Origin of the sequence: Nocardia terpenica (assembly GCF_013186535.1) — a bacterium.
In the GTDB taxonomy this organism is placed as follows: Bacteria; Actinomycetota; Actinomycetes; order Mycobacteriales; family Mycobacteriaceae; genus Nocardia; species Nocardia terpenica.
The window spans coordinates 959,521-983,761 of the sequence record NZ_JABMCZ010000005.1 but is presented as its reverse complement, the minus strand read 5'-3'; the positions used below and the strand labels follow the sequence as shown (position 1 = coordinate 983,761).

The window sequence follows — 24,241 nt, the reverse complement described above, 5'->3', positions numbered from 1 at the left end:
ATCACAGCTCCCGCCGCATCACGTAGTCCCGGCAGGTCCGGGCGCCGAAGGACACGGATTTCGTGCCGACCGTGCGGAATCCGTGTTTGGCGTAGAAGCGCCGGGCGCGTTCGTTGTCCTGATTCACGCCCAGCCACACGCTCGCGTATCCGCCGCTGCGGGCGCTGTCGATGGCCGCCTGCATGAGCGCGGTCGACACCCCGCTGCCCTGGTGGCCGGGCAGCACGTACATCTTGCTGATCTCGATCATCGGGCGGCGATCGACGACCTCGGCGACGGCCGGGTCGGCGGGCTCCCCGGCGGTCAGCATGGTGTAACCAACGATGTCGCCGTCGGCCACGGCCTTGAGCACCGTGCGGTCCGGATCGGTCAGATAGTCGCCGAAGCGCTCGTCCGACAGCGCCTCGGTAATGAAACCCTCGATGTCCTCCGGCGTCAGCTCGGGCGGGCAGGCCAGCGGAAACGTCGCTGCCGCAACATCGCTGAGCGCCTCGGCGTCCCACAGTCCGGCCCGGTCCACGGTGACAGGGTTGACGATCATGAGTCCAGTGAAGCACGACTCGCGGGCGGCGAGGCGGCACGACCGCTGGACCCGTCACGGGTATGGAAGAACCGCGCGCCCGCGATCAGCGCCAGCGCGAACACCAGCGGAATCGCGAAGCCGATCCGCAGGCTCGCGGCCGCGGCCAGCGCGCCCACCACGCCGCCACCCACCAGCGTGCCCGCGTAGTTGAACAGATTCAGCCGCGCGATGACCGCGTCCAGACCCCGGCCGCCGGTCAGCCGCCCGGCCTCGCTGAAGCACAGCGGCGCGATCACGGGCAGGCCGAGCCCGGCGATCAGGAATCCGATCAGCGCGGGCACCGGTCCGGGCGCGCCGACCACGATCGCCAGGCCGACCGTGCCGATCGCCGCCGCCACCCGCACCACCGCGCGCGGCCCGAACCGCCGCACCCACCGGTCGCCGGTGAGCCGGGTGAGCAGCGACGCGCCCTGGTAGCAGGCCAGCGCGAGCGCGGCGGTCGACGACGAGGACAGCAGACCGTCGCGCAGGTACAGCGCCGACCAGTTGCCGACGGCGAGGTCGATCGCGAACACCAGCGCCATCGCCACGCCCAGCGCCAGATACGCCCGCAGCGGGGTGACCGCGGTCGTGCCCGCGTCGCCGGGATCGGCCTCGGCCTGCCGGGTGCCCAGCAGCCTCCGGCCCGCCGCGATCCCGGCGACGAGCACGATCGCGGCGGCGGTGAGCACCGATTCCCGCAGTGTGACATGGACTTTCTCGCAGGCGGACACGAACAGCGCCCCGAGGATCGAACCTCCGCTCCACGCCGCGTAGAACGACGACAGCACGAAGGTGCCGTACCCGTGCTGAATGAACACCGCCTGCATATTGGTACCGGCGTCGACCACGCCGACCGCGATCCCGTACACCCCCAGCGCCACGAACAGCACCGCGGTGTTCGGCGCCAGCCCGATCCCGACGCCGGTGACGGCGATCAGCGCCAGCCCGAACCGCAGCGCCACCCGGCTCGACCACCGCACGGCCAGCCGCTCGGCGAGCAGGCTGCCCCCGGCGGCCAGCAGCGAGATGAGCACCACCGCAAGCAGAATCAGCGTGTCGCTGAGGTGGAAGCGGTCCTTCTCCTGCGGCAGCTCGGTCAGGATCACCGCGAGGAAGAAGCCCTGCAACCCGAACGCCACCGAATTCGCCACCCGCGCGCCACGCAGCGGCGAGCCGGGGGAGAGCACGGGCGTGATCATGCGCGCAGCCTAATCGCCGGCGGGACATCGGGTGCGGCGAAATCGAATCGAGACCATGATCACCATCCGACCCACCGATGATCACGCCACGCTCCCGGTTCCATAACGAATCCTGTCAGGATCACATGAAGGCAGCCGCCATTTGCGGCACTCTGGAGGGAGTGGATCCGAGATCGGGTCGGCTGGTTGACGGGTAGGGGCGGTGCGGGCATGAGCGCTGAGGAACAGGTCGAGATCGGGCGCGCGGTAGTGCTGGCCCCACCCGACCAATTGGAACTGCCTGCGGTGGAACCGAATCCGCGCGGCCACCGCACGGGTGAGCGCTGCCGGGAGGCGGACTGCGGCGATTGTCGCTGGGACGTGCAGCGGCTCAAGTATTGGCTGCGCGGGCGGCTGCTCGCCTGCGGCGCCGACGACGCCGAGGTCGACAAGCCGCTCGGCGCGCAGACCACCGGCGTGCTGTGGCGGCGCGGGGCCCGGCTGTGCGCCATCGAAGTGCGCAGTGCGCCGGTCTCTTTGGTGCACGCGCAGGAGCGCACCGCCCGGCTGCGGGCGGTCGGCTGCGACGAGGTGCTGTGGCTGTGCCCGCCCGGCTTCTGGGTGCCGCCGGTGCCCGCGCTCGCCGTGGACGACTTCGCGCCCGCGGTGTGCGACTACCGGGTGGTGTCCGGGCTGCTGGAGTGCGGCCCCACCGGAGCGGTGGTCCCGCGGGAGAAGACCTGCGGGGTACGGGAATTCATCGAGCGCTGGGTCGCGGGCGAGGTGGCCTGGGGCTACCGCGACGAGAACACGGGAGGATGGGCGACGGTGACCGACTGGGAACAGCACACGCGCGCGCAGGCGCTCGTCATCGCGCAGCAGCGGCAGGAGCTGATGTACGAGCGCACCGCGGTGGCGTTGGCGCGCAAGGCGACCCGGGACAAGGCCAAGCAGGTGCACAAGCTCCTGCACCGCCTCGAACGCTACGAACAGATCGCCGAGGAACTCGACGGCGCCCGCCGCCGCCTCGCCGACCACGACCGCGTCGACGCCACCCTCCGCATCACCGTCTCCCGCCAACGCACCGCCCTCATGCACTGGCAACTGATCGCCTGCTTCGCCATGCTCCTGATAATCGCCTTCATAGCCGCAGGCATGATCCTGCACTGACGCGGCGGCCCGCCCTGCCCGTCTCCGTACCTTCGTCTTCTCTCCCGTATCTCCGTCTTCCCTCCGCACCCCCGTCTTCCCTCGGCACCCCCGTCTTCCCTCGGCACCCCCGTCTTCCCGCACGAAGTGCGGGACCATCACTCCCCCCGCGACAGCCGGAACGGACCTCGCTCCCAGCGCCACCCGTGCCGCAGCACCATGGATGCGAGGTCCACCACGTCGATGCCGGTCTCGTCTACGTAGCGGCGGAATTCCGTCCACTCCAGCGGCCCCGCGGCCAGTCTGTTGCGCAGCACGTTCTCGTGGCGGGCGTCGACGGTATGGGCGCGCAGGTCGGGCTCGCCGGTGCGGCTACCGGTGAAAACCAGCCAGCCCCAGCCGTGTTCGTGCGCCCGGTCGCGGGCGGCGTCGAGCTTGGCGCGATTGCCGTACACGGCGACGCGGCCCAGCGGCACCACATCGATCAGCACGGCGCGCCCGTCGGTGAGCCGGGCGGCGACGGTGGGGTGATGCAGGCGTTCGGTGCCGTCGAGCCGGTACTGCACCGCCAGCGGCCGCTCCGTGAAGGCGGCGACCTGCTCGCTGCCGTCCAGCATGCGCAGCAGCCGCGCCTCCAGCGCCGTGTCGAACGTCGTTTCCCTGCCGAGCTTTTCGGAGTACATCGAGCCGCGCGCGTCGTCCCCGGCATCGACGGTTCGAAGCGGAAGCTCCGGCAGGTCGGTCGGTTCGGTACGCGCCCACTCCACCCGCCGCAGCAGCGGAATCAATTGTCCCGCAACAGGTTCGACCGGACGCGGCTCCGCCGGATGCCAGCGCCCGCGCTGCTGCCAGCCCGCGATGCGCTGAAAGACGAAGCCCGCCATGCGTTTGGCGTCCATCAGCGCGTGCCCGGCCAGCCGGAGCTTGAGGTAGGCCAGCTCCTGCGCGGCGAGATCGACGTCGGTGACATAGGTTTCGGCGAGCAAGGTACGCACCAGCCGCTCGTCGCCCCAGCCGACCGGGTAGCGCTCGGCGAAGATCGCGGTGTCCGGATGGCCGGTGGCCTGCACCCGCCGCACCATCTGCCCGACCGCGCGGGTGTACAGCTGGCGGGTGCGGTCGCGCGAATACGCGTACCGGGCCCCGATCATCGTCAGCGTCTCGGGCCGTTCGCCGTCGAGACCGAGCCGCTGGGTGATCAGCTCGCCATCGCGCGGGCGCTCCTCGGCCTGCGCGGCGACCATCTCGGCCAGCGTCTCGTCCACCGCCTCGAGCCCGAACGACACACCCTCGCGCAGGTCGTCGAGCAGTCCGGCGTGCCCATCCTCGATCCGGATCGTCGTCACCACTCCCCGCTTTCGCCCGTCCGTTCGAAAGCGTAGCCCCCAGAACCGCGCACGTGTCGCAACCCCGCCCGTGTCGCCCTGCGGCACAGCCATTCTCACCACCCCCGTCACCTGCCAACCTGCCAGGTAGCCGAGCCACCAACCTGTCGGCCCGCCGACTCATTGGCCCGCCTACCCGTTGGGCCGCCGACCCGTCGCCTACCTCCCCGATGCTTGCCACGCATTGGTCCGCCGACCCGTTCCGTCCGAGCAGTTGGGTCCCTGACCTGCCGGGCCATTGGGGCTGTCGGGCTGCCGCCCCCGTTGGGCTATCGAGCCATTGGAGCTGTTGGGTTGTCGACCTGTTGGCCTGCCGGGCCGTCGGGGCTATCGGGCTGCCTACTTTTGACCCGCCGACCCGTGACCTGCCGGAGCCGTTGGGCCGCCGATCCGTCGCCCTACCTCCCCGTTGGCGTGCCATGCGTTGGTCTGCCGCCCACCCCATTGGAGCCGTTGGGCCGCTGATCTGCCAGGCCATAGGGGCTGTTGGGCCGCCGACCCGTTGGCCTGCCGGGCCGTTAGAGCTTTTGGGCTGTCGGCCTGTTGGTCTGCCGGGCCGTCGGGGCTGTTGGGCTGTCGACTTGTTGACCCGCCGACTCGTGACCTGCCGGGGCCGTTGGAGCCGTTGGGCTGTCGGCCCGTTGGTTTGCCGGGCCGTTGAGGCTTTTGGCTGTTGGCCTGTCGGGCCATTGGAGCCGTGGGCCGCCAACCTGCTGACTTGCTAGGCAGTCGGGCTGTTGGGCAGCCCGACCGGCTGGATCGTCGGGCGGTCGGTACCCATCGGCCGCCGGTCGGCAGGGGGCTACTGCCCCGCCAGCGGCGCGGCAGTACTGCGGACCGTCCACACGGGCCCGCGTCCGTGCAGGGTGGTGGCGCTGAGCGGTGGGATGTCGATCCGCCAGAAGGACGCGGCGGGCGCGGTGAGGGTGAGCAGTACCGCTGCTCGGACGATTCCGGGGTGGGTGACGGCCACGATGCGACCGGGCTCGGTCAGCGTGGCGAGCCAGGCCCGGACGCGTCCGAGCAGGTCCTCGATGGATTCTCCGCCGTGTTCCCGGAAGCCGGGATCGCCCAGCCACTGCCCGAGCTGCTCCGGCGGTACCTCGTTCATGGTCGCTCCAGACCATGAGCCGCAATGCAGATCGGCCAGTGCCGGTTCCACGGCACCATCGAGCCCGAGCGCCGCCGCGGTCTGCCGGGTCCGGGCCTCCGGGCCGACCCGGACCGTGCGGTCCGAATCGGCCTCCGGAAACCTGCCGATCTTCTCGACCGCGCGCAGCCCGAGCGCATTGAGCGGCTCGTCGGCGGGAAACCCGGCCTGCTGCACGGCATCGGTGATCGCGTGCGTCACCAGGGTGAGCCGGGTGACCGTACTCATCCGGCGATGGCGGTGGCGGAGTTCGTCTCCCGGTCCTCACCCAGCAGCCGCGGCGCCAGCCAGGCGAAGCCCACCCCGATCACGATCCACAGGATGGCCTGGGCCGCAAACGAATACAGCCGGAAGTGGAACAGGTCGTCGGCCGGGAACCCGGGATAGACGATCCGGCCGGTCGGGTCGGTGAGCGGTCGCGGTGTCTCGGTGTCGAAGTCGCCGTAGGCGTGATTGGCCGACAGGTGCCCGAGCGGGGGCAGCAGCACCATCACCACGCCGATCGCGACCACGAACGCCACACCGGCCGCGATCGTGGCGGTCCAGGTGTCCAGCCGCGCCCGCAGTTTCCGGCCTAGCCAGATCGCGCCCAGCAGAAGCACACCCGTGAGCACCACCATGGCCACATACAACCCGGTCCGCTCCTTGATGGTTTCCGGATGCCCGATCGACGGCGGGTTCGCCGGATACTTCAGGAACGGTACCGCGTACAGCGTCGCGAACATGCCCGCCGCCACCAGCAGCGCGAGCGTGCGCGACCGCAGCGCGCCCACCCGGCCCAGACAGACCGTGTACACGACCGCGAACAGCGCCCCCATGGCGACGCCGAACACGATCACCCCGAACCCGAGCCCGATATTGGCCTGCACGTCGCGGGTGAACAGCTCGGCGCCCTCCATGGGCATCGGACGCCCGGCGGCCTTGTCCAAGGCCATTTGCGCGTCGTCGCGCCCGCTCTCGTAGTCGATGGCGCGACCGATGATCGGCTCGGCCAGAATCCGGGCGAAGACGAACGCCAGCAATCCGCCGAGCGCGCCCAGCAACACACCTCGGCCGATGATTCGCTTTTCCATTGTGTGGGCTCTGCTCCCGCGTCAGTGGCAGGGGAATCCGAGGAAGTGCCGCCCGTCGTGGACGAACTCGTGCACGTGCATATCGCTGCCGAAGATCGACACCGCGCCCTGATCGATACCGATGAAGTAGTAGGCCAGCAGCGCCAGCACGGTGGTGCCGACCAGCCACAGGGCGGTGGTCGGAATGGACAGCTGCACGGCGCCCAGGCCGGTGCGGGGAGCGTAGGACGTGGCCACGACTTCTCCTCTACTACGGGGGATTTCGCGTCCCCGTCATCGTTGTGGCAATGAGCCGAGGGTCTGACTCGCACCCGGCGGACCGGATGCTCACAGTGGCGCGACCGCTCCGGAGTTGCACCGGATTCCTCGAATCATCGCTCACTCACGATACGAATCGGCGACGAGCAGGTCAATCGCGATGCGCTCCGGCAATGCCGAAGCGCGCCAGCGCCAGCGCCGCCACCCAGGCCACCGCCGCGGCGGCGCTGAGCGCATGAATGCTGCCGACGAAGTGCCCGCCGGTGGGCGCGCCCGCGACCGCGCCGAAGACGGCCACCCCGGACGCGGTCCCGATCTGCCGCGAGGTATTGGACATCCCGGTGGCGAGCCCGGCCCGATCCGGGGGAGTGGCCCGCACGACCGCGGCCACCGCGGCGGCGGTGGCCAGTCCCGCGCCGCCGCCGAGCAGCCCGAAACCGGCCAGCAGCCAGCCGATTCCGCCCGTCGCCCGCACACCGATCAGCAGCAGCGATCCGGCGGCGGCGATCGCGCAGCCGAGGCCGACGGCCGCGCGCGGCCCGCGCCGGGCGGTGATCCGTCCCGACACCGGCGCCAGCACCACCAGCGGAATCGCCATGGGCAACACCGTCACTCCGGCGACGATCGGCGAAAAGTGCCGCACGTCCTGCAGATACAGCATGCCCACGAACAGCGTCCCGTTGAAGATCAGGTTCATGGTCAGCGCGACCACGTTCGAGCTCAGGAACTCCTTGCGACGCAACAGGTCCAGCGGGAGCACCGGATGATCGCTGCGGCTCGACGACATCGCCGCCGCGCTCAGCGCCAACACGGTCACCAGCGCCGAGATCCCGACGACGGGCAGTCCCGCGCGATGCCCGGCGGAGATCACGGTGAACACGAAGCCGACCAGTCCGACGACGAATCCCGCGAGCCCGGTCACGTCGAGCCGCCCGCGCCGATCCCCGGGCCGATCCGGCACGACCAGCAGGATCGCGGCGATGGCGATCGCGGTGAGCGGCACATTGATCCAGAACACCGGTCGCCACCCGAACCAGCCGACGAGGAATCCGCCCAGCAGCGGCCCGGCGGGCAGCGCCAGCGAGGAGAACGCCGCCCAGGTGCCCAGCGCGCGGGCCTGTTCGCCGCGCTCGGGAAACGCCTCCACGATGACCGCCATCGTGCCCGGCAGCAGCAGCGCCCCGCCCACACCCTGCACGACGCGCCCCGCGATCACGACCCCGACGGTCGGTGCGAGCGCGCACACCAGCGAGGCCGCCCCGAAGATCGCGAACCCGGCCAGCAGCACCCGCCGATGCCCGATCCGATCGCCGATCGTGCCGCCCGCCAACAACAGTCCCGCGATCGCGACGACATACCCGTCCACCACCCACTGCAACATCGCCACATCCGACCGCAGCCCGTGCCCGATGCTCGGGAGCGCGACATTGACGATGGTCACATCCAGCAGCACCAGGAACATCCCGGCGCACATCACACCCAGTATCCGCCCCCGCCGCTCGACGTCCGCGGCAACGATTGTCGAAACATCCATGCGGGCAGTCTTTCCCCGAAACCCTTCGCCCCCGACCGAACTATTGCCACCCGGTCGCACCGCACCCGCTGAGCCGCTGAATCCCTCCGCGGCAGCCGCACGGTCATCCGCCGTTCCGACCTGACGATCCGCTCCAGCGTGGTCGTTCGTCGCTCGGGAGTGGCCCTTCGTCTTCGGGAAAGCAGGCCATCGTTCAGGCGTCGTATTCCGTCGTTCCGGTGATCACTCGTTGGTCGATGTGGTTGTTGGTTGTTCCGAGTGCTCACTCGTCGGGTGGTGTGGTCGTGGGTTGTTCCGAGTGCTCACTCGTCGGGTGGTGTGGTCGTGGGTCGTTCCGAGTGCTCACTCGTCGGGCGGTGTGGTCGTGCGTCGTCCCGGGTGATCATTCGCCGGTCGGTGTGTTTGTTCGTCCTTCCGAGTGGCCATTCCTCGGTCGGCGTATTAGTTGGTCGTTCCGGGGCATTCGCCGGTCAGTGTGGTCGGTCGTCCTTCCGCGTGGCGATTCGTGATTCCGGCGTGTTTGTGGCCGGAATCCACAGAGCGTGCGAGGACGCTTCGGTGCCAACCGAAGTATCTTCGCGACACACTGGTCTCATGAACGATGATCGCCCCTTGTATGGCTACGCGGATATCGCCGCGGTCGGCGCATTACTGGCGGATGCGACCCGGGCGCGCGTGGTGACCAGCCTCGCCGACGGCCGCGCCCTGCCCGCGTCGGTGCTGGCCGCCGAGGCGGGGGTGGCGGCATCGACGGCGAGCGAACATCTGTCCAGGCTGGTGGACGGCGGGTTGCTGACCGTGGAGCGGTCGGGTCGGCACAGGTACTACCGGCTGGCGAACGAGCGCGTGGGCGCGGCGATCGAGGCACTGGCCGTGCTGGCCCCGACCCGCCCGGTGCGATCGCTGCGGGAATCCACCCGGGCGGCCGCCCTGCGCCGAGCGCGCAGCTGCTACGACCATCTGGCCGGGCGCCTGGGCGTGGCGGTGACCGAGGCCCTGCTCACCCACGAGGCGCTGGTACGCACCGACGGCATCACGGGAACCGTTCGCGCCGAGGGCGATCCGATCTCCGCACCACTGCGCGAGCATCCGTACCGCCTGGGCCCCAACGCCGAATCACTGTTCGACCGGCTGGGCGTCGACCTCGAGTCGGCCCTGGACCAGCGCCGCCCGCTACTACGCTTCTGCGTCGACTGGAGCGAACAGCGTCACCACCTGAGCGGAGCCCTGGGCGCGGCGGTTCTCACCCGGATGGAGTCGGCAGGATGGGTGGTCCGCCACGATTCACGCCGCGCGCTGCGACTCACCGATTCCGGTGCGCGCGTACTGGATCGAGTGCTGGGCGTAGAACTGGCCGCCTGACCACAGCCCGGGAAACGACTGAAGGGGGCCCGGATATCCGGGCCCCCTTCAGGAGGTGGTGCGCGATACTGGGATTGAACCAGTGACCTCTTCCGTGTCAGGGAAGCGCTCTCCCGCTGAGCTAATCGCGCATGGTCTTGCCTCTAAGAGGCGGCGACGGGAATCGAACCCGTGTGCACGGCTTTGCAGGCCGTTGCCTCACCACTCGGCCACACCGCCAACCAAGGCCGGGTTGGCCTTCGAGCGGATGACGGGATTCGAACCCGCGACCCTCACCTTGGCAAGGTGATGCGCTACCAGCTGCGCTACATCCGCATGTCCCACCCGGTGGCTCTTCCGTGCCACCCGGCGACGAGAGAGAACATTAGCCGACAATCCGAGCGAGTAACAAATCGCCTGGTGAGCAGGGGTAAATACGAATCTCGAGTCTGTAATTCCCCATTCGCCCCCACGTCACCGCCGCCCCACCTCCCGTTCGACAACCCGCCACCCTCACTCCCTATCCGCACCCCAGCCCTCCGCTCCGAAAACCCCCAGGTAGACCCCCGATTTGGTGTGACAAGGGTGGTGCGTGTTAATGTTTCATCTCGTTCGGAGCGAGCCCCGCAGCCCGCCCCGGATTCCCACGCAAGGTCCCATAGCTCAGCGGGAGAGCGCTCGCCTCACACGCGAGAGGTCGCTGGTTCGAAACCAGCTGGGACCACTCGAAGCGGCTGGTCAGTGCGGTTTTCTGCAATGACCGGCCGCTTTTGTGCACTATACGTGCAGTATCGCTACTGGCGGACATGCCAAAGGCTGACGTAAAGCGTCGCGGAACCGAGGCAGCGCCGAAATTCTCGAGTGATGCTCGGAAGCCGTTGGAGTGCAATCCATTCCGTCTCTATACGCCCAAGCGCACCTCCACCCTCGACACCGAACTGTCCGCCGCCTACATCGAACACTTCTGGCGCATTCCGGCCTCGGCGATCCGGAGTGAGCGCATCGGAGGTTGGCTGGTGCACACCGAGCGGGGCAGTCGGGTGCACGCGTGGGCGTGTCGCGCGGATCTGCCGGGCGAGTGGTTCCGAATGACCTCATGGCTACACACGCTGGGTGATAGCCAACCGGGTGGATTCCTCTGACACGGCAGTATTAGATCAGGTGTTTTCGTGTCGAGGACTACTACTCTCGACACGAAAACACTCTTGGATGCTGTTCGGGCCCAACCCTATTCGATACAAGAAGCCGAATACCAGACCGCTGACGGGGGATGGTCGACGGGATCGACTGGGACGCATCGACTCTCGAGGCGGCCGAAATCTGCACCAGAATCTTCGCGATGCTGGCGGCGCTGCCGCCGGGTGAATCCGCCTAGCGTGCAAACACCGGGCAATCTCATGTCGACCGGTTGCGCCGCTGCCGGGTCTGCCGGGTGGCACTGTCCGGTCGGACCCCGGAACTGTCCGCTGTAACCCTCCATGTGGGAAATACGCCACGAATAAGGTCACTGACTGCCAGTAATTTCACATCGGGGTTGTATCTGACGGCGGGCGTGGCTCGATTCGGATGCAGCCAGGTTCATAGTCCAATTGTCGACAGGTCGGTCGCAATCAATCTGTAGTTATCGGCCTGCCGCGGTTGGGTCCCCGATCCGGAAAATGAGCTGGATCGTCGATGAAACCGAGAGGTTGTGATTAGCATGAGGATCAAGAAGTTTGTGGCGACGTCGATTCTCGCCATTGCCGCGACGGGCATCGCGGCCGCCGTGGCCGATGCCGAACCCGCCGCTCCGGCATCGCCGCTGAGCGGTACCGATCAGGGGGTCGGCTACACCACATCGCTGGCCGACAATCAGCAGGGTGTGACGACTCGTCTGACCGGTGGCTCGTTCTCGGTATCGGACGGTCAGCTCGTGGTGAAGAACTCGGACGGCGTGGTGATCGAACACGCTCCGCTGGCGTATCAGGTTGCCGGGCGTTCGGTCAGCCTGGAGCCGCAGGTGAGTGCGGACGGCGGCACCCTGACCCTGGGGACCCCGGACTGGAATACCCCGGTCGACAATGCGACCTTCGACAAGGGCATGCGTGATGTCGTGATGCCGCAGGTGCGGGCGAATCTGCCCGGTGAGCAGCAGGTCGGTCTGCTCGGCGCCTCCGCCGGTGCCATCATCGGTGTCGCGATCGGCGCCGCCGTCGGGTTCGCGGTGGGTCTGCCGTTCCTCGTTTTCGGCGCCATCCCGGGCATGTTCATCGGTGGTGCGGTCGGCGCTGCGATCGGCGCCGTGGTCGGTGCCGTCGTGCTCTGACGATCGGCCGCCGGATACGAGTCGTGCGGGCCACGAATCCTTATTCGTGGCCCGCACGACTGCGTCGTTCGTGACGAGCTCGCTCATCTTCGGCCACAAGGAAATCCAATCATTTGCGGGGCGACGGCGTGAACGGTTCATTGATGGTCGTGAAGTATTGGACGAGCCCAGATCGGCTTCGATGAGCACAGATTCTCCGGATGTGGAGCCGACCGGGCATTTTCGGATGCGACGCCGACGGCAGCGGTCGTCACAATCGGAAGTAATGCAACTGTCGTTAATTTTCCGAGATATGAGTACGCGGTGGCTTCCGATCACACGTTTCTACCACGGCCCCACGGCCGAAGAATTCGAGATCGTATACTCGAAAAAGCGTGGCATTATCGCACGTATTTTCACAGGGCTACTGCGGCCATCGAGGGGGTGTAGGCGGCCATCGTCCGATGCGGGCCGTGCCGTAAGCGGAAGTTAACTGAAAGGTTGCTACGCGGTCAACTGTGTGAGAAGATCACCCCACATCAGCTCGGCCGAACGACACCGCCAGCGGTTCCTCGCGCATCGCGCACGAGGGTCACCACCGCGGCCCGTCGAATGCGACCGTGGCGGCCGTCCGGCGACATGACCCTGTTCCGATCGTGCTCTGCCAGCGCGACCAGCACGAAGTCGACGTGCTGCGATCGAAGGAGTTGCCGTCGATGGACATCTGCGATCCCCAATTTAGTGTCGCCACCATCCCGCCGACCATCTTGGCGCGCTTGCGCGATATCGCTGCCGAACGCGGTTTCGACCCGGACCCGTGGTTCGTCGGGACCGGGGTATTGCCGGGGCAACTGGACGCCCCGGAAAGCCTGGTCTCGTTCCGGCAGGCCACGACGATTCTTCGCCGTGCCCTGCGTGCACTGCCGGACGGACCGCTGGGTGTGGAGGTCGGTGCGCGCAATGCGATCGTGGGATTCGGCGTTCTCGGCTTCGCGATGCGATCGTGCCGGACCGGCACCGAAGCCTTCGGCTTGGGAATCGAGATGCACCGCCTGTGCGGCAGCCTGCTGGATTACGAACTGGTGCAGGGCGATCCGCTGAGCACCCTTCGGGTCTACGAGCGCATTCCGGATCCGGAACTGTCTCGCTTCCTGATCGAGGAAACGTTCACCAACGCGCTGTTGTTCTCGCGGTCGGTGCTGAACGAGGAGATCATCCCGGTGCACGCCAGCGTCGGCTATCCGAAACCGGTCTACGCCGAGCAGTATCGCCGATACTTCGGCTGCCCGATCGAGTTCAATTGCGGCGTGACCGAGGCGAGCTTCGCCACCGAGTTGCTCGCCCGGCCCATCCGCACGCACAACGAGGCCAATTTGGCCGCAGCGCTGGATGCGGTCAAGCGCATGGCCGCCGCCACGAGCAGTCAACACGACACCGTTGCGTCGGTCGAGGCCATTCTCGGCGATAACCTGCGCAGGTCGATCACGATGGCCGAGGTCGCCGACCGACTGTTCGTCACCGAGCGCACATTGCGCCGACGGCTCAATGCCGCGGACGAACGCTTCAGCGACATCCTGGACCGGGTTCGGCAACGACGAGCACTGTTCCTGGTGCACGAGACCACCATGACCATCACGCAGATCGCCGCCGAGACCGGCTACAGCGACGCCCGCGAGTTCCGCCGCGCCTACATCCGATGGAACGGTGAACCGCCGAGCGATACCCGGCGGCTCCGGGAATTGGCGCGCGTCGATGCGGGCGCCCCTTGCGGGTGAGGAGGATGGCCAGGTTGCGGTTTCGCGGTCGGTGGTCACGTCGTTGAGGATGTGCTGATTGCCGATGTTGTTGGAGCGGCTGGGAATTCCGAGATCTCCGAGACGATCAGGCCGGTCGCCGTTGCCGAGTGCGACCGTTCGCTGCGGGCCGAGTGGCTGCGACTGGGCCTGAACCACTTCGTTCCGGATGGGTCGATGCTCACTCGGCATAACTCCTCTGCTATCTCCAGGATCGCGCAACCCAACTGGAGTCGGCGTGCCACGTCGACGGTTTTGCCTATGCCTGGTCGGCGGTCTAGGCACGACCAGCAGTCCGGTCGGGGTCAGTTCCTGCTGAGCGGTCGAGGGCGATTCCCGGCTCCACCACCCGGTGGTCATACGCGTGGTTTGGTCGGTGTGGGTCGGGTAAGCGGCGGGCAAAGAGGACTCGATGTGGATAGGAGAAGGGGATGACGCAGCAGGTTGGTGATTACGTCTTACAGCGGCTTCGGGAGTGGGGTGTGGCCCGGGTGTTCGGGTATCCGGGTGATGGGATCAATGGTTTGGTCGCCGCGTTCGGGCGGGCTGGGGATGATCCGGTGTTTGTGCAGGCGCGGCATGAGGAGATGGCGGCGTTCGAGGCGGTCGGGTACGCCAAGTTCAGTGGTGAGGTCGGCGTGTGCACCGCCACGTCGGGGCCGGGGGCGATTCACCTGTTGAACGGCCTGTACGACGCGAAACTCGATCATGTGCCGGTGGTGGCGATCATCGGGCAGGTCGCGCGGTCGGCGATGGGGGGTAGTTATCAGCAGGAGGTGGATTTGCAGTCGTTGTACAAGGATGTGGCCAGCGACTACCTGGTCGAGGTGAACGTGGCTGCCCAGTTGCCGAATGCCTTGGATCGGGCGTTCCGGGTGGCGCGTGCCCGGTCCGCTCCGACGGCGGTGATCATTCCCGCCGACCTGCAAGAAGAGCCCTATGAGCCGCCGACGCACGAGTTCAAGCAGGTCCCCTCCAGCCCGCCCGCGGTGTTGGGGGCCGGGATCGTCGCCCCCCGCGCCGACGTGGAGGAGGCCGCCGCGATCGTGAACGCGGGCCGCCGGGTGGCGATCCTGGTCGGTCAGGGCGCGCGGGGTGCGGCGGGGGAGGTGGTGGAGGTGGCCGAGCGGGTCGGGGCGGGGGTGGCCAAGGCGCTGCTGGGTAAGGATGTGTTGCCGGATGATCTGCCGTTCGTGACGGGGGCGGTGGGGTTGTTGGGGACGCGGCCGAGTTATGAGTTGATGCGTGATTGCGACACGTTGTTGATCGTGGGTTCGAATTTCCCGTATTCGCAGTTTCTTCCGGAGTTCGGGCAGGCGCGGGCGGTGCAGATCGATATCGACGCGACCATGATCGGGATGCGGTACCCGGTCGAGGTGTGCCTGGTCGGTGATGCGAAAACCACCCTGGCGGAGTTGATTCCGTTGCTGGAACGCAAATCGGATACGACGTGGCGGGACACGGTCGTGGCGAATGTGGGGCGGTGGTGGGAGACGGTGGAGCGGCAGGCGATGCTGGGTGCGCGGCCGGTGAATCCGATGCGGGTGGTGTGGGAGTTGTCGCGGCGGATTCCGGAGGATGCGATCGTGACCGCGGATTCGGGGTCGGCGGCGAACTGGTACGCGCGCTGCTGGCGGGTGCGGGGCCGGATGCGGGGGTCGTTGTCGGGGACGTTGGCGACGATGGGGCCGGGGGTGCCCTACGCGATCGGCGCGAAGTTCGCCCACCCCGACCGCCCGGTCATCGCCCTGGTCGGGGACGGGGCCATGCAGATGAACGGTTTGGCCGAACTGCTCACCATCTCCCGGTATCGGGACCGGTGGGCCGATCCGCGGCTGGTGGTGTGTGTGTTCCACAATAATGATCTCAATCAGGTGACCTGGGAGTTGCGGTCGATGGGCGGGGCCCCGAAATTCGAACAGTCCCAATCCCTCCCGGACCTGTCCTACGCCGACGTCGCCCGCGTGTTCGGGTTGGGCGCGGTCGCGGTCGACGACCCCGACGACCTGGCGGGGGCGTGGCGGCAGGCGTTGTCGGCGGACCGGCCGACCGTGCTGGATGTGCGATGTGACCCGGAGGTGCCGCCCATCCCCCCGCACGCGACGTGGGAACAGATGAAATCCACCGCCGAAGCAGTCCTGCGCGGCGACCCCAACGCCTGGCACCTGATCACCCAAGGCACCAAAACCAAAGCACAAGAATTCATCCCCCACCACCACAACTGAGCCGACGATGAACAACGCGGACGATCTCCGACGCCGCCTGCCCGCGATCGCCGAGCACGCGACCTGGTGGATGATCTGCGTCGCGATCTGGCTGGCGACACTGACCTCGTTCAGCGGGCAGGAACTCGTCGCGGCCGGGGTGTGTGCGATTCCCTGCGCTGCCGCCGCCCGCGCGGCCCGGCGCGCGGTGCGGGGGAGCTGGCGGCCGCCGCCGGATTCGCTGCGGGCCGCGGCCCTGCTGATTCCGGCGATCGTCGCCGACGCCGTCGGCGCGCTGCGCCTGGCCGCACGAGGCCGACCCACCGGGCGACTCGCCGCGCTGCCGCTACCGCGCGAACCGACCGAATCTCGCCGGGCCGGACGCGCGGCGGTGACCACCGTGCTGACCTCGGCCACGCCCGGCGCGGTGGTGGTCGGCGCCGACCGCGAACTGCTTGTCGTGCACGCGTTTCCGCTCCCGGCGACTCGAATGTCGCTGCGGCTGCGCCGATCCCGCGCACACCAGGACCGCTGATGTGGCCCGGCCTCTGGCTCGCCGCCGGTTTCGTGCTGCTGGTCGGTGCGATCCCGCCGGGCATCTGGCTGTCGGTGCGCGGTTCGGCGCCCGCGCGGATCATCGGACTGCAACTGGTCGGGTCGGCCGGTGGCCTCACGCTGGTCGCCATCAGCCTCGGCGTCTCGCGTCCCGACTATCTGATCGTGCCGCTGGTTCTGGTGCTGCTGACCTTCGCCGGAACCCTGGTCTACACCCGCTTGACGGGAGAATCCGATGGGTGACGCCGCCGCGGGACTGCTCGGGCTCGCCGTCGCCGTCGCGGTGGTGTCCGCACTGGCGACGCTTCGAGCACGAAATCTGCACGCGCGCTTACATTTTCCGGGGATGATCAGTTCGATCAGCGGGCCGTTGATCGCGCTCGCGGTGCTGCTGCAAGCCGGGCCCGGACTCACGGCGCTGACGGTCGCGGGGATCGCCCTGCTGTCGGCGCTCACCACCCCGGTGCTGACCGCCGCCATCGGCAAGCTGAACACGCCGACCGGCCGCGATACGGAGGCGCGATCCCGATGACCCCGCTGCTCGTTGCCGCGCTCGTCCTGGTCGCGCTGTCGGCGACCCTCGTGGTGTGCATCGGCGATCCACGGCGGCAGGTGGTGTCGCTGGCCGTCTACGGTGTCCTGCTCGCGCCGCTTTTTCTGCTGCTGGGCGCGCCCGATGTCGCGTTGTCCCAGATCGCGGTGGGCTCCGCGGTCGTGCCGCTGATGGTGCTGCTCGCGGTCCGTGTCGTCCGGAAGCGGCAACGCCGATGAGCACCCGCGCGCGCATGGCCTTGTTCGCGCTGGGGGCCACCGCGATGGCCGCGCTGCTGCTCGTTGCCGCGCTGCGGATTCCGTCGTTCGGCACGGACATCCACCCCTATCGTGACGCCACCGTCGCGCTGGCACAGCGACAGCACACCCCGAATGTGGTGTCCTCCATCAATTTCGATCAGCGCGGCCTCGACACCCTCGGGGAGGAAGCCATTCTCGTCGCGGCGGTCGTCGGCGCGGCCACCCTGCTGCGCGGGCCCGGCCGCCCGGCGAAGGACCGCCGGTCGGCCCGGGTGCTGACCGCCACCCGGATGACGGGTTACCTGCTGTTGCCGGTGACCCTCATGATCGGCGCCGATGTGGTCGTGCACGGGCATCTCACCCCGGGCGGGGGATTCCAGGGCGGGGTGGTGCTGGCGACCGGGTTGCATCTGCTCTACGTCGCCGGAGACTACGACGCCCTGCGCCGGATCCGCCCGCTGGCCTGGTACGAGTTCGGCGAGGCGAGCGGTTTGGGCGCCGTCGTCGCGCTCGGGGCGGCCGGATCGGTGACCGGCGCCGGATTCCTCGCCAACACGCTGCCGCTCGGCCGCACGGGGCAACTGGCGTCGGCGGGCACCGTGCCGCTGTTCAGCACGGCGGTCGGTGTCGCGGTCGGCAGCGGCGTCGTCGTGCTGCTCGCGCAGTTCCTCGATCAGTACGTCTCGTCCGAGAAGGGTTCGCCATGACCGTGTTTCCGTATCTGGTCGCCGGATGGCTGCTGCTGGCAGGGCTTTTCGGCGTCGTCCGCAGCAAGCATCTGGTGCACACGGTGGTGTGCGTGTCGGTCGCGCAGTCCAGCACCTATGTGCTGTTGCTGGCCATCGGTTACCAAAGCGGCGCCACCGCACCGATTTTCGGCTCGAGCAATCCGCCGGGCTCCCCGGTGGTGGATCCCGTCGTGCAGGCGATGGCATTGACCGATATCGTCGTCTCCGCGACCGTGACCGCACTGCTGCTGGCGCTGGTCGTCCAGGTCGCCGCCCGGCACGGCACCGTCGTCCCGGACGAATTGCACGCGTTGCGCGGCTGATGACGGCCGCCGCGCTGCCCCCGGCGGCCATCGCCGTACCCATTGCCGGAGCCTGCCTGCTGCTGGCTCTCGGGCGATTCCTGCCGCGCCGCGCGGTCGATCTGCTCGCGTCGGGTGTCGCGGTCGCGGGGGTGGTGGTGGCCGCGGCACTGCTGTGCGCCACGAATCGCGATCTGGTCGTCGCGTGGGCCGGGGGCTGGCAACCGAGCGCGCAGGCGACCGTCGGCATCGTGCTCGTCGCCGATCGGCTCGCCGCCGCCCTGACGCTGGCGATCGCCGCGCTGACCGCGCTCGCGCTGGTGTTCGGCTGGCGCTATTTCGACCATCTGCAGGCGCACTACCCGGCCCTGATACTGCTGTTCGCGGCGGGCATGACCGGATTCACCCTCACCGGCGACCTGTTCGACATGTTCGTGTTCTTCGAACTCATGAGCGTCGCGGCCTACGCGCTGACCGGTTTACGGATCGAGGAACCCGAATCCGTCCAGGGCGGACTGAATTTCGCGGTTGTCAACTCCCTCGGCGCCTACATCTGCCTGTTCGGTATCGCGCTGTTGTACGCGCGCACCGGACAGCTCGGCCTGCCGCAGCTGGGCACCGCGCTGCACGATCACGGCCGAGAGCCGGTGGTGGCCATCGCCTTTGCGTTCATCGCCACCGGATGGCTGGTGAAGGCCGCGATCGTGCCGTTCCACTTCTGGCTCGCCGACGCGCACGCGGTGGCGCCCGCACCGGTGTGCGTGCTGTTCTCCGGAGTCATGGCGCCCCTGGGGATCTACGGGCTAGCCCGGGTGTATTGGACCGTCTTCGACACCGCGATCACGCGGGCCGCCGCACATCGGATGATGCTGGTCCTGGCATTGATCACGGCGGCGCTCGGCACCGTGATGTGCCTGCTGCAACGCCATATCAAGCGGATGCTCGCGTATTCGACCATCGCGCACATCGGCCTGTTCCTGCTCGGCGTCGCGGCGCTGTCGTCCACCGGGATCGCCGCCTGCGCGCTCTACCTGGCCGGACACGCCGCCGTCAAGGGAGCGCTGTTTCTGATGACCGGAATCCTGCTGGCGCGGTATCGATCCCTCGACGAGCACCGCCTGTATCGGCGGGCCCGCCGCCACCGCGCCCTCGGCGCGCTGTTCCTGCTGGCCGGGCTGCTGCTGGCGGGGCTGCCGGTCTCGGGCGCCGGATTGGGTAAGGCGCTGCTCGAGGAGTCCGGTCACTCCGTGGCGCTCGCCGGGTTCGTGGTCGTGGTGTCCGCCGCCACCGGTGCGGCGGTGCTGCGCGTGGGGCTTCGGGTGTTCTTCGGCGTGGGCGCCCCGCCGCGGGAGGACGACGAGGCGGACGAGACCACCGGCGCCCACGAATACCCGGATGTCGTGACCGCGCGCGGCCGCACCCCGGTCACCATGGTCGGCACCGTCGTGGTGTTGCTGGCGGTGGCCGGACTGCTCGGCTTACCGGCCGTCGGCCGCTGGCTCGGACCCGCGGCCGCCGAGTTCGGCGCCAGCGACCGGTACCGTGGGCAGGCGCTGCACGGCATCGCCGCGATACCGGTGGTCGGTCCCGAAATCGGTTGGACCACAGTGGGAATCGTGCTCGGCGCGGTGTCGGCTCTGCTCGCCGCCGCGCTCGCGGCAGTGACCCTGACCCCGCCGCGATGGGCGCGGTCCCGGGTGCCGGACCGCTCGCCCGTTCGTGCGGTGGTCCACGTCCTGCATCGCGCCCACAGCGGCCATCTCGGTGATTACGCCGCCTGGCTCGTGGTCGGCAGCGTGGTCATCGCCGCGCTGATCGCGGGTTGACCGGTCGGTGGTTATCCGGGCGTCGGCGTGGTAATCGGACAGTCGTGGGCCCGGATATGATCTTCGCCCCGCACGTGCTGCGGGAGTACGCGTTCTTGGCGGACGGCCAGCGTGGCGCGCTCGTGGGCCCCCGGGGCGATGTGTCGTGGCTGTGCGTGCCCGGCTGGGACGATGACGCGGTCTTCGCCACGCTGCTGGGTGGTCGCGGCGTGTACGCGGTCGCGCCCGCGGACCGGTTCGTGTGGGGCGGCTATTACGAGACCGGCACGTTGATCTGGCGTTCGCGGTGGGTGGCGGGGTCGGCGGTGATCGAATGCCGTGAGGCGCTGGCCTTTCCGGGACAGGCGCACCGGGCGGTGCTGCTGCGCCGCATCGTCGCGGTGAACGAGACCGCGGAGGTCGATATCGTGTTGCGGCCCGCCGCGGCCTTCGGCGCACGGCCGATGACGGCCCCGCACCGCGACGGCGACGGTGTCTGGCATGCGCGCACGGGGCCGATCCGGGTGCGCTGGACGGGAGCGGCCGCCATGACGGTCACCGACGACGGGTACTGGAGTGGGCGTCTGTCGGTTCCCGCGGGCGAATCGCACGATCTGGTTCTCGAACTGTCCGACACCCGCCTGCCCGAGCGGCCGCCCGAGGCCGAATTCCTATGGGCGGAAACGGAATCCGCGTGGGCGAAGCAGGTGCCCGAGCTGGGTGGGTGCGTGGCGGCCCGGGACGCCGGCCAGGCGTTCGCGGTCCTGCGGGGGATGACCGCCGACAGCGGCGGCATGGTCGCGGCGGCGACGACGAGCCTGCCGGAGCGCGCCGACCAGAACGAGAACTACGACTACCGGTACGTGTGGATTCGCGACCAATGCCTGGCCGGTCAGGCGGTCGCCGCGGTCGGGCCGCATCCGCTGCTGGACGCCGCGGTCGATTTCACGGCCGAGCGCCTGCTCGCCGACGGCCCCGATGTGCTGCCCGCGTATACGGTGGCGGGCCGCCAGGTGCCCGCGGTGCGGGAGCTGGAGTTGCCGGGGTACCCGGGAGCCCGCCCGGTGGTGGGCAATCGGGCGCGCAGGCAGTTCCAGCTCGACACCTTCGGCGAGGCGCTGCTGCTGTTCGCCGCCGCGGGCCGCCACGATCGACTGTCGGCCGAGCATCGCCGCGCCGTCGAGGTGGCGGTCGCGGCCATCGCCGACCGGTACCGCCGCCCCGACGCGGGCATCTGGGAGCTCGACGACCAGCTGTGGACCCATTCGCGGCTGACCTGCGCCGCGGGCCTGCGGGCCGCGGCGTCCTGCCCGTCGACCGGGGTCGACACCGCGGCGTGTTCGGCGCTGGCCGACACGCTGCTCGCCGCGGCGGCGCGCACCGGCCTGCACCCCGAGGGGCGCTGGCAGCGCGGTCCCCGGCATCCCGGAGTGGATGCGGCGCTGCTGTTTCCGATGATCCGCGGCGCCCTCCCCGTCGACGATCCGCGGTACGCCAACACCTTTCGCGCCGTCGAGGACGAATTGTGCAGCGACTTCTACGTTTACCGGTATCGGCACGACGAGCGGCCGCTGGAGGTGTGCGAGGGCGCGTTCCTGCTGTGCGGGTTCACCACCGCCATCGCCGCGGCGCAACTCGGGCGGCCGGTGACGGCGATGCGGTTCTTCGAGCGCAACCGCGCCGCGTGCGGGACGCCCGGGCTGTTCGCCGAGGAATTCGACGTGACCCAGCGCCAGCTCCGCGGCAATCTGCCCCAGGCGTTCGTGCACGCGGCCCTGCTGGAAGCGGCCGTCTGCCTGTCCGGTCTGCGTGAACGCGGTGACGGGTGACGGTCAGTCGAGCCGCTCGCCGGTGGTCGGGGCGGTGCGATCGGTCACGCGAATACTGTTGTACACCTGGAGTTTCGGTGCCTGCTCGTGGACGATGTCCTCGAGTTGCCGCCGCCGGTGCGCGGTGTCGACCTCGCCGCGCAATTCCACCGCGTCGCCCTGAATGTCGACTCCGATACCGAGTTCGGCGGTCCGGGGGTCCTCGGCGAAGGCGCGGCGGAGGTTCGCCTCGAGATACTGGGGGAGGAGGCCACCGGCGGGGGCGACGGTCCGGGAGGCGTCCTCGTGGCTGATGTGCAGGTCGTCGAGCAGACCGAGAAATGCCTTGGCGTACGGCGACATTCCGGTCTCCTCCCGCACCCGTTGCCAGTCGACCTGCTCGCGGAGCGCGCGTGCGACCTGCAGCAGTCCGGCGAAATCGAGCCGGTGCGAGTCCAGGACCATGAGCTTGTCCACCATCAGGTCGGTGGCACTGATCACCGGGGCCATCGTCGGGCCGACGCGCAGCGTGGTCGCCCGCGCGAGCAGGGCCGCGGTGACCGGTCGGTGATTGGGCTGAAATATCAAGTCCACCAAGGTTTCTCCGTCATACGCCTTGGTGAGCCAATCCTCGGCGGGGTCGGCCGCCCGCAGCCCGGCGCGGACCAGCGCCCGCCGCGCGCGGGCGGCGTGGGCGGGTTCGACGAAGATGTCGACATCGTGGTCGGAGGCCGGGCCGCCGCGGGCGTAGATGGCGCACCCGCCCGCCACCGCGAACGGTACCTCCTCGCTGAGCAGGGCGTTCACCACCCGGGTGAGAGTCTGCAGCAACCGATCGATGTCCGTGGTCATGTCGGCGTTCTACCCGCCCGCGGCCCCGCCAATCGCGCAGTGCGGCAAGTCGCGCCGGACATGACCGAGCGCGGACACGATCGGGCTACGGCTCGTCACTCACGAGTGAGCGGCGCGGGTGCGGCAGCGGCGGGAGCGTGGTGGTGCCAGGTGGCCACGGCCCAGATCAGGAAGGCGTCCAGCGCGATGACGAGGACGGACCACCACGGGTTGTGCGGCAACCAGAGGAAGTTCGCCACGATCGACGCGGCGGCGAGCACGATCGCGATGGCCCGCCCCCAGATCCGCCCGGTGAACAATGCCCCGGCGACGACCACGAGCAGCGCGCCGATCACGATGTGGACCACACCCCAGCCGGTGGAGTTCCACTGATAGGTGTATTGCGGGCCGACCACGATGATGTCGTCGGCTTCGACGGCCGAGACCCCTTCCAGGATCTGCACCGCCCCGGCGACGACCAACAGCACCGCGGCCGCGATCGTGCCTACCATCGCGGCCCGGCTCTCGAGGTGCGCGACGTGACCACGGTGTGCTCGCGGCCCGGCCGCGGTGTCGGCGGTGCGGTCCGGAGTGGGCGGTGCCGGGGATGTGGTGGTGGGCGCCGGGGTCGAGGTGGTGGGCGTTGTGGTGGTGGGCGTTGTAGGGTCGGACATCATTCCTCCCTGAGTTCGTTTTGCTGCGAACATGATTTGCCGCACCGGTGCGGCTCGGGTTCGCCCTGCGCGGGCTCTGCCGGACATCCTCGGCCTACCCCTTCGGCCGTCTCCGAATCGCACGGAAACCGACCAGGCGCAATCGTGTGCCATTCGCTTTGGCGCACAGTTTGTTTCGTCTCGCGCAAGGTTGGGCTCGGGTGGCGCGGGTAGCCGGGAAGCGTCGGCCGTTCTGCGGGAAAAGGAGTATCGGATGCGACACGAATTCATCGGGCAGGAGCCGACCGCCGATCTGGTCGCGGTGCTGCTGGATCGGCATCGCCGAATCCATGATCTGCTCGACCGGATCCAGTCCGGCGGCCGGGCGATCCCGCGCCGCTTCGACGATCTGGTCCGGCTGTTCGCCGCGCACGAATACGCCGAACACCGCGTGGCACATCCGGCCGCCCGGAGCGCGGGGATCCCCGGCCATGTGGTCGATCACCTCATGGCCGAGGAGAACGACCTGGAACGCGCGCTCGCCGCGCTGTGCGCCCTGGGCGCCGACGATCCCCGATTCCACCTGGACTTCGGTGAATTCGCCGCGGCGGCGGGCCTGCACTGCGCCCGGGAGGAACAGGAGGAGTTCGTGTGGCTGGGCTCCCTGCCCGCCGCCGACCGCCGCGAACTCGGCCGGTCACTGCTCACGGCCGAGTCGCTGGCCCCCACCCGCCCGCACCCCCTGGCACGACGCTCCGGCCTCGCCCGCTGGACCGTGGCTCCCGTTGCGGCGCTGTGGGATCGGCTCGTCGACACGATGCGCCGGGACCGGTCCCGGTTGCCGTAGGCCGGA

The 24,241-nt window shown here is 68.9% G+C and carries 24 protein-coding genes and 4 tRNA genes; 16 read left to right on the top strand and 12 right to left on the bottom strand.

The window, feature by feature from the left end:
- Position 1 precedes the first annotated feature (1 nt).
- Positions 2-541, bottom strand: a complete 540-nt coding sequence (locus HPY32_RS40235; RefSeq protein ID WP_067587393.1) for a GNAT family N-acetyltransferase — start codon at positions 539-541, stop codon at positions 2-4.
- Positions 538-1,764 (bottom strand): MFS transporter, encoded by a 1,227-nt coding sequence (locus HPY32_RS40230; RefSeq protein WP_067587396.1) that lies wholly within the window; start codon positions 1,762-1,764, stop codon positions 538-540. The genes HPY32_RS40235 and HPY32_RS40230 overlap by 4 nt, the downstream gene beginning before the upstream one ends.
- A 210-nt stretch (positions 1,765-1,974) precedes the next feature.
- Between HPY32_RS40230 and HPY32_RS40225 the strand changes: the two genes are divergently transcribed.
- Entirely contained in the window at positions 1,975-2,913 is a 939-nt protein-coding gene (locus HPY32_RS40225) for a hypothetical protein (RefSeq protein ID WP_231951614.1), read from the top strand.
- Positions 2,914-3,050: 137 nt separating this feature from the next.
- Here the strand turns inward: HPY32_RS40225 and HPY32_RS40220 are convergent, their stop codons facing one another.
- From HPY32_RS40220 to HPY32_RS40200, 5 genes are all read right to left on the bottom strand, one after another.
- Positions 3,051-4,238, bottom strand: coding sequence for a hypothetical protein (locus tag HPY32_RS40220; protein WP_067595702.1), 1,188 nt, complete (start codon positions 4,236-4,238; stop codon positions 3,051-3,053).
- Between the two features lie 841 nt (positions 4,239-5,079).
- A complete protein-coding gene (locus HPY32_RS40215) occupies positions 5,080-5,655 on the bottom strand; it encodes a histidine phosphatase family protein (protein ID WP_067587399.1) in 576 nt (191 codons plus the stop codon).
- Positions 5,652-6,500 carry a CbtA family protein gene (locus HPY32_RS40210; RefSeq protein ID WP_067587402.1) on the bottom strand — a complete coding sequence of 283 codons (849 nt, stop codon included), beginning with the start codon at positions 6,498-6,500 and terminating at the stop codon, positions 5,652-5,654. Before HPY32_RS40210 ends, HPY32_RS40215 begins: the two co-directional genes overlap by 4 nt.
- Positions 6,501-6,521: 21 nt before the next feature.
- The gene (locus HPY32_RS40205) at positions 6,522-6,737 is read right to left on the bottom strand and encodes a CbtB domain-containing protein (protein WP_067587405.1); all 216 of its coding nucleotides are present in this window, start codon (positions 6,735-6,737) and stop codon (positions 6,522-6,524) included.
- A gap of 172 nt (positions 6,738-6,909) precedes the next feature.
- The gene (locus HPY32_RS40200) at positions 6,910-8,292 is read right to left on the bottom strand and encodes an MFS transporter (protein ID WP_067587408.1); all 1,383 of its coding nucleotides are present in this window, start codon (positions 8,290-8,292) and stop codon (positions 6,910-6,912) included.
- 594 nt (positions 8,293-8,886) lie between these two features.
- Here HPY32_RS40200 and HPY32_RS40195 point away from each other — a divergent pair.
- The gene (locus tag HPY32_RS40195; RefSeq protein WP_156674414.1) at positions 8,887-9,654 is read left to right on the top strand and encodes an ArsR/SmtB family transcription factor; all 768 of its coding nucleotides are present in this window, start codon (positions 8,887-8,889) and stop codon (positions 9,652-9,654) included.
- Between the two features lie 56 nt (positions 9,655-9,710).
- Here HPY32_RS40195 and HPY32_RS40190 read toward each other — a convergent pair.
- The 3 genes from HPY32_RS40190 to HPY32_RS40180 all read right to left on the bottom strand — a co-directional run bounded on the left by HPY32_RS40190 (position 9,711) and on the right by HPY32_RS40180 (position 9,969).
- A tRNA-Val gene (locus HPY32_RS40190) sits at positions 9,711-9,785 on the bottom strand.
- A gap of 17 nt (positions 9,786-9,802) precedes the next feature.
- Positions 9,803-9,873, bottom strand: a tRNA-Cys gene (locus tag HPY32_RS40185).
- A gap of 23 nt (positions 9,874-9,896) precedes the next feature.
- A tRNA-Gly gene (locus HPY32_RS40180) sits at positions 9,897-9,969 on the bottom strand.
- 316 nt (positions 9,970-10,285) lie between these two features.
- On the opposite strand from HPY32_RS40180, the gene HPY32_RS40175 reads away from it, so the two are divergent.
- The 13 genes from HPY32_RS40175 to HPY32_RS40120 all read left to right on the top strand — a co-directional run bounded on the left by HPY32_RS40175 (position 10,286) and on the right by HPY32_RS40120 (position 21,925).
- Positions 10,286-10,357 (top strand) — tRNA-Val (locus HPY32_RS40175).
- Positions 10,358-10,511: 154 nt separating this feature from the next.
- Positions 10,512-10,775, top strand: coding sequence for a hypothetical protein (locus HPY32_RS44210; protein ID WP_067587411.1), 264 nt, complete (start codon positions 10,512-10,514; stop codon positions 10,773-10,775).
- Positions 10,776-11,332: 557 nt separating this feature from the next.
- The gene (locus HPY32_RS40170) at positions 11,333-11,938 is read left to right on the top strand and encodes a DUF8020 domain-containing protein (protein WP_067587414.1); all 606 of its coding nucleotides are present in this window, start codon (positions 11,333-11,335) and stop codon (positions 11,936-11,938) included.
- Between the two features lie 599 nt (positions 11,939-12,537).
- Positions 12,538-13,692 (top strand): AraC family transcriptional regulator, encoded by a 1,155-nt coding sequence (locus HPY32_RS40165; RefSeq protein WP_171983280.1) that lies wholly within the window; start codon positions 12,538-12,540, stop codon positions 13,690-13,692.
- Between the two features lie 449 nt (positions 13,693-14,141).
- Entirely contained in the window at positions 14,142-15,935 is a 1,794-nt protein-coding gene (locus HPY32_RS40160) for a thiamine pyrophosphate-requiring protein (RefSeq protein ID WP_171983279.1), read from the top strand.
- A 7-nt stretch (positions 15,936-15,942) separates the two neighbouring features.
- Positions 15,943-16,449, top strand: a complete 507-nt coding sequence (locus HPY32_RS40155) for a Na+/H+ antiporter subunit E (protein ID WP_067587420.1) — start codon at positions 15,943-15,945, stop codon at positions 16,447-16,449.
- Positions 16,449-16,712 (top strand): monovalent cation/H+ antiporter complex subunit F, encoded by a 264-nt coding sequence (locus tag HPY32_RS40150; protein WP_067587423.1) that lies wholly within the window; start codon positions 16,449-16,451, stop codon positions 16,710-16,712. Before HPY32_RS40155 ends, HPY32_RS40150 begins: the two co-directional genes overlap by 1 nt.
- On the top strand, positions 16,705-17,001 hold the full coding sequence (locus HPY32_RS40145; RefSeq protein WP_067587426.1) for a monovalent cation/H(+) antiporter subunit G: 297 nt from the start codon (positions 16,705-16,707) through the stop codon (positions 16,999-17,001). The genes HPY32_RS40150 and HPY32_RS40145 overlap by 8 nt, the downstream gene beginning before the upstream one ends.
- Entirely contained in the window at positions 16,998-17,240 is a 243-nt protein-coding gene (locus HPY32_RS40140) for a hydrogenase subunit MbhD domain-containing protein (protein ID WP_067587429.1), read from the top strand. Before HPY32_RS40145 ends, HPY32_RS40140 begins: the two co-directional genes overlap by 4 nt.
- The gene (locus HPY32_RS40135) at positions 17,237-17,968 is read left to right on the top strand and encodes an MnhB domain-containing protein (protein ID WP_067587432.1); all 732 of its coding nucleotides are present in this window, start codon (positions 17,237-17,239) and stop codon (positions 17,966-17,968) included. The genes HPY32_RS40140 and HPY32_RS40135 overlap by 4 nt, the downstream gene beginning before the upstream one ends.
- Positions 17,965-18,312, top strand: a complete 348-nt coding sequence (locus tag HPY32_RS40130; protein WP_067587435.1) for a sodium:proton antiporter — start codon at positions 17,965-17,967, stop codon at positions 18,310-18,312. The genes HPY32_RS40135 and HPY32_RS40130 overlap by 4 nt, the downstream gene beginning before the upstream one ends.
- On the top strand, positions 18,312-20,117 hold the full coding sequence (locus HPY32_RS40125; RefSeq protein ID WP_067587438.1) for a complex I subunit 5 family protein: 1,806 nt from the start codon (positions 18,312-18,314) through the stop codon (positions 20,115-20,117). The genes HPY32_RS40130 and HPY32_RS40125 overlap by 1 nt, the downstream gene beginning before the upstream one ends.
- 56 nt (positions 20,118-20,173) lie before the next feature.
- Positions 20,174-21,925: a glycoside hydrolase family 15 protein gene (locus HPY32_RS40120; protein WP_067587442.1), complete on the top strand. Its 1,752-nt coding sequence runs from the start codon at positions 20,174-20,176 to the stop codon at positions 21,923-21,925.
- Between the two features lie 3 nt (positions 21,926-21,928).
- Here HPY32_RS40120 and HPY32_RS40115 read toward each other — a convergent pair whose 3' ends face one another.
- Together HPY32_RS40115 and HPY32_RS40110 are read right to left on the bottom strand one after the other, a co-directional pair.
- A complete protein-coding gene (locus HPY32_RS40115; protein WP_067587445.1) occupies positions 21,929-22,756 on the bottom strand; it encodes a nucleotidyltransferase family protein in 828 nt (275 codons plus the stop codon).
- A 95-nt stretch (positions 22,757-22,851) separates the two neighbouring features.
- Entirely contained in the window at positions 22,852-23,409 is a 558-nt protein-coding gene (locus tag HPY32_RS40110) for a DUF7144 family membrane protein (protein WP_309247575.1), read from the bottom strand.
- Between the two features lie 253 nt (positions 23,410-23,662).
- Here HPY32_RS40110 and HPY32_RS40105 point away from each other — a divergent pair, with 253 nt between their 5' ends.
- Positions 23,663-24,235 carry a hemerythrin domain-containing protein gene (locus tag HPY32_RS40105; RefSeq protein ID WP_067587448.1) on the top strand — a complete coding sequence of 191 codons (573 nt, stop codon included), beginning with the start codon at positions 23,663-23,665 and terminating at the stop codon, positions 24,233-24,235.
- Positions 24,236-24,241: the final 6 nt, after the last annotated feature.

Coding starts and splice junctions, on each gene's coding strand:
- HPY32_RS40195 (WP_156674414.1), top strand. CDS start 8,887: ATGAACGATGATCGCCCCTTGTATGGCTACGCGGATATCGCCGCGGTC.
- HPY32_RS40225 (WP_231951614.1), top strand. CDS start 1,975: ATGAGCGCTGAGGAACAGGTCGAGATCGGGCGCGCGGTAGTGCTGGCC.
- HPY32_RS40215 (WP_067587399.1), bottom strand. CDS start 5,655: ATGAGTACGGTCACCCGGCTCACCCTGGTGACGCACGCGATCACCGAT.
- HPY32_RS40140 (WP_067587429.1), top strand. CDS start 16,998: ATGACCCCGCTGCTCGTTGCCGCGCTCGTCCTGGTCGCGCTGTCGGCG.
- HPY32_RS40110 (WP_309247575.1), bottom strand. CDS start 23,409: ATGTCCGACCCTACAACGCCCACCACCACAACGCCCACCACCTCGACC.
- HPY32_RS40155 (WP_067587420.1), top strand. CDS start 15,943: ATGAACAACGCGGACGATCTCCGACGCCGCCTGCCCGCGATCGCCGAG.
- HPY32_RS40170 (WP_067587414.1), top strand. CDS start 11,333: ATGAGGATCAAGAAGTTTGTGGCGACGTCGATTCTCGCCATTGCCGCG.
- HPY32_RS40135 (WP_067587432.1), top strand. CDS start 17,237: ATGAGCACCCGCGCGCGCATGGCCTTGTTCGCGCTGGGGGCCACCGCG.
- HPY32_RS40120 (WP_067587442.1), top strand. CDS start 20,174: ATGATCTTCGCCCCGCACGTGCTGCGGGAGTACGCGTTCTTGGCGGAC.
- HPY32_RS40145 (WP_067587426.1), top strand. CDS start 16,705: ATGGGTGACGCCGCCGCGGGACTGCTCGGGCTCGCCGTCGCCGTCGCG.
- HPY32_RS40200 (WP_067587408.1), bottom strand. CDS start 8,292: ATGGATGTTTCGACAATCGTTGCCGCGGACGTCGAGCGGCGGGGGCGG.
- HPY32_RS40230 (WP_067587396.1), bottom strand. CDS start 1,764: ATGATCACGCCCGTGCTCTCCCCCGGCTCGCCGCTGCGTGGCGCGCGG.
- HPY32_RS40235 (WP_067587393.1), bottom strand. CDS start 541: ATGATCGTCAACCCTGTCACCGTGGACCGGGCCGGACTGTGGGACGCC.
- HPY32_RS40115 (WP_067587445.1), bottom strand. CDS start 22,756: ATGACCACGGACATCGATCGGTTGCTGCAGACTCTCACCCGGGTGGTG.
- HPY32_RS40210 (WP_067587402.1), bottom strand. CDS start 6,500: ATGGAAAAGCGAATCATCGGCCGAGGTGTGTTGCTGGGCGCGCTCGGC.
- HPY32_RS40130 (WP_067587435.1), top strand. CDS start 17,965: ATGACCGTGTTTCCGTATCTGGTCGCCGGATGGCTGCTGCTGGCAGGG.
- HPY32_RS40125 (WP_067587438.1), top strand. CDS start 18,312: ATGACGGCCGCCGCGCTGCCCCCGGCGGCCATCGCCGTACCCATTGCC.
- HPY32_RS40105 (WP_067587448.1), top strand. CDS start 23,663: ATGCGACACGAATTCATCGGGCAGGAGCCGACCGCCGATCTGGTCGCG.
- HPY32_RS40150 (WP_067587423.1), top strand. CDS start 16,449: ATGTGGCCCGGCCTCTGGCTCGCCGCCGGTTTCGTGCTGCTGGTCGGT.
- HPY32_RS40160 (WP_171983279.1), top strand. CDS start 14,142: ATGACGCAGCAGGTTGGTGATTACGTCTTACAGCGGCTTCGGGAGTGG.